The 10,997-nt window shown below is 40.9% G+C and carries 14 protein-coding genes; 3 read left to right on the top strand and 11 right to left on the bottom strand.

Annotation, left to right across the window (positions count from 1 at the left end; translation table 11 throughout):
* Positions 1-186 precede the first annotated feature (186 nt).
* The 11 genes from R7190_RS24955 to R7190_RS24895 all read right to left on the bottom strand — a co-directional run bounded on the left by R7190_RS24955 (position 187) and on the right by R7190_RS24895 (position 8,436).
* Entirely contained in the window at positions 187-537 is a 351-nt protein-coding gene (locus tag R7190_RS24955; RefSeq protein WP_186584906.1) for a nucleotide pyrophosphohydrolase, read from the bottom strand.
* Positions 538-694: 157 nt separating this feature from the next.
* Positions 695-2,431, bottom strand: coding sequence for a DUF6119 family protein (locus tag R7190_RS24950; protein ID WP_186584904.1), 1,737 nt, complete (start codon positions 2,429-2,431; stop codon positions 695-697).
* A gap of 152 nt (positions 2,432-2,583) precedes the next feature.
* Positions 2,584-3,093 (bottom strand): hypothetical protein, encoded by a 510-nt coding sequence (locus R7190_RS24945; RefSeq protein WP_186584902.1) that lies wholly within the window; start codon positions 3,091-3,093, stop codon positions 2,584-2,586.
* Between the two features lie 203 nt (positions 3,094-3,296).
* Positions 3,297-3,515 carry a hypothetical protein gene (locus R7190_RS24940; RefSeq protein WP_031821598.1) on the bottom strand — a complete coding sequence of 73 codons (219 nt, stop codon included), beginning with the start codon at positions 3,513-3,515 and terminating at the stop codon, positions 3,297-3,299.
* Between the two features lie 136 nt (positions 3,516-3,651).
* On the bottom strand, positions 3,652-4,197 hold the full coding sequence (locus R7190_RS24935; RefSeq protein ID WP_186584900.1) for a GNAT family N-acetyltransferase: 546 nt from the start codon (positions 4,195-4,197) through the stop codon (positions 3,652-3,654).
* A 146-nt stretch (positions 4,198-4,343) separates the two neighbouring features.
* Positions 4,344-4,853 (bottom strand): GNAT family N-acetyltransferase, encoded by a 510-nt coding sequence (locus R7190_RS24930; RefSeq protein ID WP_005377035.1) that lies wholly within the window; start codon positions 4,851-4,853, stop codon positions 4,344-4,346.
* 143 nt (positions 4,854-4,996) lie between these two features.
* On the bottom strand, positions 4,997-5,614 hold the full coding sequence (locus tag R7190_RS24925; RefSeq protein WP_054579703.1) for a hypothetical protein: 618 nt from the start codon (positions 5,612-5,614) through the stop codon (positions 4,997-4,999).
* Between the two features lie 133 nt (positions 5,615-5,747).
* The gene (locus tag R7190_RS24920) at positions 5,748-6,236 is read right to left on the bottom strand and encodes an HAD-IIIA family hydrolase (protein WP_021448794.1); all 489 of its coding nucleotides are present in this window, start codon (positions 6,234-6,236) and stop codon (positions 5,748-5,750) included.
* A 695-nt stretch (positions 6,237-6,931) separates the two neighbouring features.
* Positions 6,932-7,537 carry a DUF922 domain-containing protein gene (locus tag R7190_RS24910; RefSeq protein ID WP_238939371.1) on the bottom strand — a complete coding sequence of 202 codons (606 nt, stop codon included), beginning with the start codon at positions 7,535-7,537 and terminating at the stop codon, positions 6,932-6,934.
* A gap of 175 nt (positions 7,538-7,712) precedes the next feature.
* The gene (locus R7190_RS24905; RefSeq protein WP_029842189.1) at positions 7,713-7,946 is read right to left on the bottom strand and encodes a hypothetical protein; all 234 of its coding nucleotides are present in this window, start codon (positions 7,944-7,946) and stop codon (positions 7,713-7,715) included.
* A 145-nt stretch (positions 7,947-8,091) separates the two neighbouring features.
* Positions 8,092-8,436 (bottom strand): antibiotic biosynthesis monooxygenase family protein, encoded by a 345-nt coding sequence (locus R7190_RS24895; protein ID WP_186584895.1) that lies wholly within the window; start codon positions 8,434-8,436, stop codon positions 8,092-8,094.
* A 131-nt stretch (positions 8,437-8,567) separates the two neighbouring features.
* Here R7190_RS24895 and tnpA point away from each other — a divergent pair, with 131 nt between their 5' ends.
* Genes tnpA through tnpC form a run of 3 tightly spaced genes read left to right on the top strand, consistent with a single transcriptional unit; the run spans position 8,568 to position 10,821 of the window.
* Positions 8,568-8,894 (top strand): IS66 family insertion sequence element accessory protein TnpA, encoded by a 327-nt coding sequence (gene tnpA / locus R7190_RS24890; protein WP_010451948.1) that lies wholly within the window; start codon positions 8,568-8,570, stop codon positions 8,892-8,894.
* Positions 8,891-9,244 carry an IS66 family insertion sequence element accessory protein TnpB gene (gene tnpB / locus R7190_RS24885; protein ID WP_010451947.1) on the top strand — a complete coding sequence of 118 codons (354 nt, stop codon included), beginning with the start codon at positions 8,891-8,893 and terminating at the stop codon, positions 9,242-9,244. Before tnpA ends, tnpB begins: the two co-directional genes overlap by 4 nt.
* Positions 9,245-9,303: 59 nt before the next feature.
* Entirely contained in the window at positions 9,304-10,821 is a 1,518-nt protein-coding gene (tnpC, locus tag R7190_RS24880; protein ID WP_010451944.1) for an IS66 family transposase, read from the top strand.
* Positions 10,822-10,997 lie beyond the last annotated feature (176 nt).

Below are 10,997 nucleotides of genomic sequence, written 5' to 3'. Positions count from 1 at the left end.
ACTCGCTAATATTGGGGCCAAATCAGGGTTGGCCTCTATCACTTCCATGTCAATTTTCCTCATAAGCACATAACGCCAAATTAAGTAGTGAGCAACGCCACCACCTACCTAAAGCATTGTGCCGTAAACACTAAAGTTGATTCAAACCGAAAATGCCAAGCGTTGCGAATCTGCTTAAATTTATTGTTAGTTTTTACTATTTCTACTGAGCTCAGCAATAACTTCATCTGGCGTGACAATGCGTGTTAGCAAGTGAGTGATGTCTGGGTCTTCAATAGGTTCAAGAGCATAAACTGGTTTGCCGAGACCTAAAGCGTAACCAATATCCATTGCTACACTTTTACCGACGTAGCCACCAAAATTTAGAATGTAGGTAATGTCAGCCTCATTAATGCGCTGTAAGCACCCATCAATGCCACTAGCTTGAAGAGGCTCAGAGATAGTTGTTTCAATGCCAGCACTGACCAAAGATTCCCGTATAACCTGCATCTTTTCTAGATTCTTGAAACTACCTGCAACATAGACAGATTTACTCATATAACTTACCTATTTTGCGTGGATTTTGATGTAAACACTAACGCCGCATTAAGGTGTGAGCAACGCTACCACTGAACCTAACCTTACCACCGTAAACACAAAACCCAACGATGGAATGAAAAATGCCAAGCGTTGGGAATCACTCTTAAATGCTTTGTTAGTTTTTTTTGTTAACAAGTCTTATTGCATATGCCAACTCAATACCTCGCTCATTGATGAGATATCTATGAGTATTTGCAAGTTCATACTTGGCCATAAAAGGCAAGTCATCAATCTTCTTATTATTGGTATACGTTAATATACAAAGCAAAACAGAGAATGTTGACTCTTGGAGCTCAGATCGATTTTCCTTGATAATTGAAAGAAATGAGTCTTTGTCTTTTCCTGCATTCTCTGAATTATCATTATTGTTGATAAAGTCAATCATAGACTTTCTGGTTTCAATATCTTTTACAAATGCATCTGTGTAGAATCTAGACTGAACAAACAAGTGACTTAATGAGCTTGTACCACTTTTTAATACTTTCACGTGGATCAACTCTCTATCTTTATGTAGTAAGTCGCATATTTCGTATCTCTTTTGACCAGCTATATTAATTTTAGATTTATCAAACAAAAATATATCATCATCATGTTCAGCGACATATGAATTATAAACTTCCTCCTTATACTTCACTGTACCTTTGCCATTTTCCTCAACTATACAATGAATCGAAATATCATTTGGAAGATAATCATCAGATTTATCTTTGATGTTATTTTTTAAGTATAGCTCAACTTCAGACTTGAAATCTGAACTAACGCTTCTCCACGTACCAGAGCTTAAGATATAGGTTATCCCGTTATCTTCAAGTTCACAATTTATACAGTCATAAGCCCTCATCGTAAATATTTCATCAGAAGTATTCACATAATATACTTTCCAGTTTAATACTGTTTTAATGGAAGATTTTTTGTTAAAACTGTGATTTTTATCAATAAGATCGGATATATTTAGATCATCAAATTTATCAACAGAGTCATTCGCTTCAGGATCTTTATATGAGAAATAGGAAACATTTTCCTCCAATATAACGCTTGGTGATAAATGAATATTTGAAAAATCTTTATTTTTCAAATATTCAAACAAAAAATCATTTAACCTGTCAATTTCATCTTCATCACTTACATAATCAAGTCTACCATAAGAAGGGAACTTTTCTTTGTATAACTCAAGATCGTAGGCTTCTTCTAAACTTAATAATATATCAACTATTCCATCATCAGTTACACTAGTCCCTTTTTTTAGATTTACACTAATAGAACTTTTTCCTGAAAATGATTTTATATATGGGTAACTATCATACGTTGAACCAGAAATAGATCTAAAAAATTCTTTTTCATCATTTATATCAAAAATTTCCAAATTAGCACCTTTGCTAGCTTGTCGATCTGTTAATGTCGATACAGATGAGTGCGTTGTAGTATTAACCTTTTTAAGGTTATTATGGTCGCAGATGTTCATCGCAACCTTTATACCAAAATCATTTACTAACTTATCAGAATTAATAAATCTAGAAGTATGCATACCAAAAGTTAACACATAGAACAGTATGTCGTCGACATCACGGGTTATTTTCAAACATAAGACAGCGGAAGGTGACTTGTTTGTATTTGAAAATTTAAGCTTTAGATCTTCGCTAAGGTTATTAAGCATTACCATCCAAGGGTAATCAGCTTCCGTTTTAGATGTGCCGCCGACATCGGCATACTTTACGATCCCCTCTACCTCATAGCCATTACTTTGATACGTAAATCGGGGTAAATGCTCTGTTGATATATCGAATATAGCCGAGAAATTTTTAACAGAGGGTTTAGCTCTGAAGATTGTCATTTTGTCTAAGTTACTACTCATTCATATTCCTCATTACTTGAATAAAAAACTAACGCCCTGTTAAGGGGTGAGCAACGCAATACCGAAGCCGCCGCATTCCACCTTAATCACTAAAACCAACGCACAGTAAAAATGCCACGCGTTGGGAATCCCTCTTGAACAGTTTGTTAGCCTTACTTTCCACATAAGTGAAGAACAAGAAGCACAAACCACCCTGCCACAAAAGTAAGAGATAGCTTAGACATGGTATCCGATACCGAAGGCTTGGTTAAAACTTGCTTGTTTAGCCACACTTTGAACCAGTTATCACTAGCAAATACACCATTTAAACTATCCTGAACATCTTTATGAATTGCTTCTTTCGATGCCGCAAAAAATTCTAAATTTGGTGCAGCTTTTTGCTCCTGAACTTTAAGGCGCTCTTCCCAGCGTGACTGCCAGTATTTACTACCTAAATTAACCTGAAACCAAAGAAACGAAACAAGTAGTCCGAAACAAGCGAGCGCAAAGCCATAATAACCTTCGCTTAAGCGGAAAAAACCTAAAGCTAACGCAGCATTCAAAGCTAGAAAGTAATTAGATCGCTGCCAGAAAAGTTTGATCTCCATATTTCTGGTCTCTAACGCTATCTTGTAAGCCTCTAGATCATCGATAGCTGACTTTTTCCTATAAACTCTACTCACCTTCAATTTCTCCCTGTAAGGCTAACGCCGCGTTAAGGCGTGACGTAATGCGTGCCATACTGTGAGCGAAGCGAAACTGGCACGCGTTGCGGAATCGCTCTTAAACGCTTTGTTATGTACGAGCCAACAGTTGGGTTTCTTGTTGAAGGTGCATACACTTGGGTCAGTGATTCTGCTTTTTACTAAAATAAGAATCAAAGCTACTATGACCAGTCAACAACCCAATTGGATTCTAAAAAGTAGCCAACCAAGCTTTCGTAGTCTTCAACCCAACCGTCATAACTCTCTGACGACTTTTGCTTAAATGACCTCGATGTACAAATTAAATAGCCGCCTGTATTTTCTGAATCATCAATAATAATGACTTCAAAACCAGCTTCATCGCCACTAATTATCGTTCCTACTTGGCCAATTTTGATCATGCCCTCTCCTAGTATATAACGCCCAATTAAGGGGTGAACAACGCTACCACTCAAACCTAAAGCATTGTGCCATAAACACTAAATTTGAAGTAGAGACAAAAGTGCCAAGCGTTGTGAATCCCTCTTAAATTGCTTGTTATGCGTAATTTTTGACGTACTTTGTCATTGCTGTTTCCGAGACTGACAAACCGTCGATTCTATATTGATCTTTGAACTCTCCAACAACATTGAACCCTGCCTTTAGGTAGAGGTTCTTTGCTGGGAAATTCTCTGATAATACACAAAGATCAAGCCAGTCAATTTCAGCTTTTTCTTGGCAGAAATTTATAACAGCATCAATGAGTCTTTGACCAAGACCTTGCTTCCGGCAAGAAACATCTACGCCCATACCTAATAGAACTCTGTGAGAACGGCTTTCATCATTGTGGTGGCGAAGATCAATATGACCTTTGATGTTTCCAGAGGTGTCTTTTATAACCCAAAGTTTTCTCCAACCTAAGTCGCCAAACTGATGAGAAAAGCCTTGGATAAACTTATCTTTTGTTGTTTCTGGAATTTCACTTTGCTCTCTGGACATTGGCTGGAAAAGAGGAACTTCTCCATTACCATTTTCAGACAGCTGATTTTCTAGATACACAAAGAATGAATCTAAATCCGATTTTTCCGCTTCTACTACTTCCATCTAATTCTCGGTACTCCATCAATTACGCATAACGCCCAATTAAGGTGTGAGGCACGCAATACCGATGCTTCCGCATACCACCTTAACCACTAAAACCAACGCATACCAAAAATGCCACGCGTGCCGAATCACTCTTAAATTGTTTGTTATAAAGCGGACTCTACATTAAACGCCTTTTCTAACCACACCGAGCTTATGTACTGCCCGTGTTTCTTCGCATACTCATTGAAAACTCCGACTTCTCTGAAACCAAACCGTTTATGTAATGCAACTGATGCGTCGTTTGGTAATGCAACACCCGACAATACACGGTGGACGCCGTAAGCACGAATAGATGAGAACAACTGAGTATATAGTTTAGAACCTAAACCTTTCCCTTTAGCTTCTTGTGCCAGATACACGGTCACTTCTACAGTATCGTCAAAAGCTGAAATTGCTCTGTACTGTTGGGAACATGCAAAACCTAGCAATTCGCCGTTTTCTATAGCGACATATAGTTGATATTTGGTGTTGCTAGAGAACTGAGAAAACCATTTCTGACGATTTTCCAGAGTAAATGGAACTTCCTCAAAGCGTGCATTGGTGTGTTCAATATAAAAATTAAAGATGTCTGTAATACCAGTAACATCTTCAAGTTTACCTGTTCGAATTTCCACGAAATGTCCTTTTTCTTCGAGCTTTATAACGCCGCGTTAAGGTGCGAACAACGCAATACATAACCCTCTGCAAAGCACCGTAATCACTCAACCCAACGCAAATCAAAAGTGCCACGCGTTGTGAGTCGCTCTTAAACGCTTTGTTATACCTGTTGCCAAGTATTAGTCCCACCGGTTTTTTCAAAAACTTGATGATTATCAAAATGTTTTATTAGGTCAGTTTCGAACAATGAAACGGTAGCGTTTGGGTTATGAAGAAATAGAATTTTACCCGTTTTCACTGAAAGTACAGCTATCGCACTGATGTACTTCATTCTATTTGTCAGCAAACCTGGATGCCTTTTTATTTCTTCGAACGATCCATCTCGATGAGCATAATATTCAGCTTTACCTAACATCGCTTTCTGGATACTCGGAATGAATAAGAAATCCATTGTTGCGAAGTCTCGGCAATCACATAAAACAATGACCCTACTAGCTTTTGATTCTCCGTAGTTTTTTAGCTGTTTAGCCGCATCTTTAATACTGTTTACAACACGATCGGAGTTCACTTGATATATGCCCAAACATTCATCTTCAATGTCACGTAATACTTGTTTTTCAGATGGGTTTTCAGTGAGTTCTTTAATCTCCCAATAGCTTAGGTGATTACCAAGATAAACTTCATAATCAGGTGTTTTCCCTTCAGACTCAGGGATTTTTCGAAACTTAATATTCTTAGAATAGAGTGTTGCTTCAAATTGGCTTTCTGACTCTGTCACAATTCCTCCGAAGGTATAACGCCCTGTTAAGGTGTGAGCAACGCAATACCGAAGCTCCCGCATACCACCTTAAACACTAAATTCAACGCATAGTAAAAATGCCACGCGTTGCGAATCACTCTTAAACAGTTTGTTAGCTTTTGGAGCTTCCGTTTACAAGATCGTGGACCCAGATAAAACCACAACTTGCGCTTTCCGCTGCAATTTTATCTTTAAGGCGATCACCTACGAAAACCGTCGATGCTGGCTCGACACCAAAATGCGCTATTATGCGCTTTAACATTCCGCCTGCTGGCTTTCTACAGTCACATTCACCATCAATGGCATGCGGGCAAAACTGAATGGCTTCTCTATCCGGAAGAAAACCAAAAACGCCTATGACCATATCATTAAGGAGTTGAAGACTTACTTCCTCTGTAAACTCCCCCCTAGATATACCCGGTTGATTTGTCGCGATACCAAATTTTTTGGATGTCCAATCGTATTTGCTGAGGACATCACAAACATCACCTTTTAACACCCACTCCCCTTGTGCAAGCGGATAAAACTGACCTTCAACAGTGCACTCCCGTAGTGTATCGTCAGCATCAAAGATGACCAATTCATATCTATTCAAATCCATTGAATACCTCTTTTGAGTTCTGTAGAAAGCTAACGCCCTGTTAAGGGGTGAAGCACGCAATACCAATGTTACCGCATGGCACTTCAACACCAAAATCAACGCATACCAAAAATGCCACGCGTGCTGAATCCCACTTGAACTGTTTGTTAGCACGCTGCCCTTTAAGCCTTTGACACACGCCAAGACATTGAAATATAGCACGAAATTTATGGCTTAAAACACCAAAACGAAACGGACAGCTGCCAAACTAAAAACAAACTTCAAGACGTAAGTTGGCTTGAAGAAAAACATGCGAAACTACCCTATTTCGCAGTAATAAAATTTGCAAAGGATTCGATCATCGGACTTCAACAACCACGACAAATAGCCAAATTTAAGGCAGGAAATCAACCGCATCAAAGAAACCGCGCCAGTGAAATAGTCCGAAAGTTAGAAACCGTAAACGACAAACTCAAAGCGAAAACAACTCATATAGTGCCACCGGAGCGAACCTGAAAGGCACATTTGCTTAGGTGCAAAGCGAGGAAAAGAAACCAATAAAAACAGAAACTTTTAGCCTTTGATGTCAACCCAGTGCTAACGCCAAATTAAGGTGTGAACAACGCTAACCACTCTACCTAAAGCATTGTGCCATAAACACTAAATTCACTTAAAGTGATAGCGCCAAGCGTTGTGAATCACTCTTAAATTTCTTGTTATATGCGTGGTGACATTGGCGCGAAAGGTATTTCGCATACTTTCAAGTAAGGCTCCTCTCCAAAAGGAGACTCTGCTAATTCAATTTCTCCGTGCGATGTATAAACGTCAAACAGGGCATTAATTTCCACCAAATCACCTTCAAGCTCAATGACTCTATCATTTGCGCTACTACACCCTCCACGCTGTCCAAGTTTGAAGGCTAGATACATTTCGTGTATCGACTTAACTACAAGCGCGCAATGAGTCTGCTCATGTCGATAGAGCTTCTCAAGATATGGGCGAAACTCCTCAGCTGATTCAGCTGAAGTCCTAGACATTTCAAACTTCGGAAGTGCATAGGTAACTTCAAGATCAAATTCATGAATTTCGCAAGAATCATCATGCGTATGGAAGTCATATTTCCACGCGGTGTACCCGTCAAAGCCCTCATTTACTAGAAAGTCAGGTCTAGAGTTAAAAGAGTGTTCAATTTCCTCAACACTATTGCCGCTAATCTCATACACTTCAAACTTTTTCTGGAAGGGAAAGTCTAACCTAACGTCAGCATTAGCCTGATTGGAGGCCATTAAGCAAGCTATTGAAAGTGCGATTTTTTTCATCATTTTCCTTGAAGCATATAACGCCGCATTAAGGGGTGAACAACGCCTTCCACCCAACCTAAAGCATTGTACCGTAAACACTAAATTTGAAGTAGAAACAAAAATGCCAAGCGTTGAGAATCCCTCTTAAATGCTTTGTTATAACGTAGCTCACCACGCTCTGTGAACCCAAAAACCATTAAATCGAGTGCAGTCGTTTTTGATAGGCACTGTAAGTTGCTGAAATCATAGATACAAAGCCAAATAGGAACGCGGCAAACCAACGGTAGTTGAAAAACTTGGTCACCGCGCTCATTGCGTCAACTGGCTGAGGAGAGTTCCATGCAATAACGAAACTGATGCAACAGGCAAGAAACAAGATACAACTTAAAACGATACCTAGCTTAACTTTCCAATCGAACAAGTAATACATATTTTTCCTTTACGTTATAACGCCCTGTTAAGGGGTGAGCAACGCAATACCCAAGCCGCAGCATACCACCTTAAACACTAAAACCAACGCATAGTGAAAATGCCACGCGTTGCGAATCCCTCTTGAACAGTTTGTTATGTGAATTTTAGCCGTGTGCGTCGATACTATCTTTTGGGGCTTCTGAACGTATGTCCATGCCATAGTCTCTGATGACACCCGCAACTCTGAGTCTGTAGCTTTCAAAAACACCACTACGACCTTTTAATTGAGCAAATCGATGAGATTCTAGATTGCACCACTCTTGAATTGCTTTTTCGTCACGCCAAAATGACAAAGATAGAACCTTGCTGTCATTTGTTAGACTTTGGAAACGTTCGATTGAGATAAAACCATCAATATCTGATAGCTGCGGTTTTAGTTCACTTGCAATATCTAGATATTCAGAAGTTTTACCCTCTGCTACCTGTACTTCAAAAATTACTGCGATCATAACTCACTAGGCTACGACTAATATATTCGAGCATTTTACCGAATTGGAGCGTAAGCGCCCCACAAAGCACACATTCAATTAGCCAGGCACCAGACTTATGATCTTATCTTCACTAATAAGGAGATAAGATCATGGCTCACCGACGACGCAGCGATCAGGAATGGCTGGAAATATTTCAGCAATACGAAGACAGCTCTCTTAACCAAAGAGAGTTCTGCCGACAGAATCAACTCAGCCCTTCAACTTTCTTTTCAAAGCGACGGTCGCTGAAGCTAACCAGAGAAAACCAGCAATGCAGTTTTGTCCGAGCGGAGGTAGTTGAACAGACCACTCGCTATCAGGTAACGAATTCCGCAACAGAAAATATGACGCTTTGCTTTAACGATGTTGAGTTGAGCATCCCGCAAGGCACGCCAACAGATTATCTGGCCGAACTTATCGGTGCATTATCATCATGAGGGGATTAACTAACGCGCCTGCTATCTACCTGTATCGTGAGTTCGTTGACTTCAGAAAATCCATTAACGGTCTGGCCGCACTGGTTGAGTGTGAAACTAACTTGCCTCTGAGTTCAGGAGCATTGTTCCTGTTTACCAACAAACAGCGCGACAAAATAAAGATACTCTACTGGGATAAAACGGGCTTCGCGCTCTGGTATAAACGACTGGAAAAAGCGAAGTTCAAATGGCCTTCCCAGGAGAAAAAACAGGTATTTACCCTCAACCAATTTGAGTTGGACAGGCTGCTCTCAGGCTTCACTATTATCGGCCACAAGCCTGTTGAAATACACGATTTTACAATGAGTTAATCGTTATAAAAGTCAGATGTATCAGGTGTTGCAGCGGCATTTTTAGTATAATGGATGCCATGAAAAAGATGCCTGATATTAACCCTGACAGCCAAGATATTGCCGAGCTTCAAGCGATGGTAAAAGCCCTTATGGCTGAAAAGGCATCGCTGCTTGAACAGTTCAAATTAGCTATCGACCGTCAGTTCGCCAAACGCTCTGAATCACTCAAACCTTATGATGATGCACAGGGTGACCTGTTTAATGAAGCGGAGTGCGAGGTCGATGCAGCCTCTGACGAACAGGAAGTGGTAACGACAACCACGACCAAAAAAGTACGAGGTAAACGCAAGCCGCTTCCTAAAGACTTGCCCCGTGAGCATATCGTTCTGGACCTGGATGATGATGAAAAAGTCTGCTCATGCTGCCAGCACCCTCTGCATAAAATCGGTGAAGATAGTTGTGAAAAGCTGGAGTTCACGCCAGCAGTACTGAAGGTTCTGGAATATGTTCGCCCTAAGTACAGTTGCCGCCAGTGTGAAAAGGAAGCCGATAAGGTTAGCATCAGCCAAAAGCCTGCACCTGCCAGTATTATCCCTAAAAGCTTCGCGACAGAAAGCCTTCTGGCTAACATCATCCTTGGAAAATATCAGTACGCGCTACCGCTTTACCGTCAGGAAACCCTGTTCGAGCAGTCTGGTGTCGAGCTATCCAGAACAACCATGGCTCGCTGGATGATGCAGGTCAGCGAACGTTTTACTCCGTTGTATAACGCTCTGCACAAACACTTGCTGGAGCAGGTGGTCATCCAGGCAGATGAAACACCACTAACCGTGCTTAAAGAAGATAAGCAATGCTATATGTGGGTTTACTGCTCTGGTGCTGACTCTCCTGAAGCGACATTGGAAGGCGTTAAAAACATCGTGCTGTACGATTATCAAAATCGTCGCTCAAGAGCATGTCCCATCGGCTTCCTTGGTGACTACAATGGCTACCTGCAAACGGATGGATACCGAGTCTATGACGGCCTGGAGAAGGTTGAACACCTTGGCTGTCTTGCTCATGCTCGCCGTAAGTTCATGGATGCGAAGAAGGTACAAGGTAAAGGCAAAACAGGAAAAGCGGATGTCGCTCTGGCAAAAATCCAAAAACTGTATGCGCTTGAAACTCGCCTGAAAGGAAGGTCTGCTCTGGAGCGAATGACTGAACGACAAAAACTGGCGAAACCTATGCTTGATGACCTGCATAAATGGCTGACATCGCAAAAGGTCATCGGTACAGGTGAACTAGGCAAAGCAATCAAATACGCGGTTGGTCAGTGGCCGAAACTGGTTCGGTATGTCGAAGATGGTCACCTGTCTATCGATAACAATCGGGCTGAGCGAGCAATAAAATCCATGGTTATTGGCCGAAAAAACTGGCTCTTCTCTGACACTCCCAGAGGTGCCGACGCCAGCGCAATGCTTTACAGCATCATCGAGACAGCAAAAGCGAATGACCTTATCTTGTACGACTACATGGTTAAGTGCATGAAAGAGTTGGCTAAGCCCGAGCCTGATATCGACTCACTTCTTCCCTGGAACTTCTCCCACACATAAAAAAGCGCCCGTGTGTTCATGGGGCGCTTACATTGGAGCTGCTGTAAATATGAGTTGTAGCAAGAAGTTAGAGATTAGATTCTGTGATTTTTCGCCATTCACATAACGCCCTGTTAAGGTGTGAGCAACGCAATGCCGAAGCTGCCGCATACCACCTTAAACACTAAACACAACGC

The sequence above is a fragment of the Vibrio sp. 1078-1 genome (genome assembly GCF_033340475.1).
The sequence above is the reverse complement of the archived record's forward strand: the minus strand, read 5'-3'. Positions and strand labels throughout refer to the sequence as shown.

What these genes read in the sequence shown, in the direction of transcription:
- R7190_RS24955 (WP_186584906.1), bottom strand. Translation starts at nt 537, where the DNA reads ATGAGTAAATCTGTCTATGTTGCAGGTAGTTTCAAGAATCTAGAAAAG.
- R7190_RS24950 (WP_186584904.1), bottom strand. Translation starts at nt 2,431, where the DNA reads ATGAGTAGTAACTTAGACAAAATGACAATCTTCAGAGCTAAACCCTCT.
- R7190_RS24940 (WP_031821598.1), bottom strand. Translation starts at nt 3,515, where the DNA reads ATGATCAAAATTGGCCAAGTAGGAACGATAATTAGTGGCGATGAAGCT.
- R7190_RS24935 (WP_186584900.1), bottom strand. Translation starts at nt 4,197, where the DNA reads ATGGAAGTAGTAGAAGCGGAAAAATCGGATTTAGATTCATTCTTTGTG.
- R7190_RS24920 (WP_021448794.1), bottom strand. Translation starts at nt 6,236, where the DNA reads ATGGATTTGAATAGATATGAATTGGTCATCTTTGATGCTGACGATACA.
- R7190_RS24910 (WP_238939371.1), bottom strand. Translation starts at nt 7,537, where the DNA reads ATGATGAAAAAAATCGCACTTTCAATAGCTTGCTTAATGGCCTCCAAT.
- R7190_RS24905 (WP_029842189.1), bottom strand. Translation starts at nt 7,946, where the DNA reads ATGTATTACTTGTTCGATTGGAAAGTTAAGCTAGGTATCGTTTTAAGT.
- R7190_RS24895 (WP_186584895.1), bottom strand. Translation starts at nt 8,436, where the DNA reads ATGATCGCAGTAATTTTTGAAGTACAGGTAGCAGAGGGTAAAACTTCT.
- tnpA (WP_010451948.1), top strand. Translation starts at nt 8,568, where the DNA reads ATGGCTCACCGACGACGCAGCGATCAGGAATGGCTGGAAATATTTCAG.
- tnpB (WP_010451947.1), top strand. Translation starts at nt 8,891, where the DNA reads ATGAGGGGATTAACTAACGCGCCTGCTATCTACCTGTATCGTGAGTTC.
- tnpC (WP_010451944.1), top strand. Translation starts at nt 9,304, where the DNA reads ATGAAAAAGATGCCTGATATTAACCCTGACAGCCAAGATATTGCCGAG.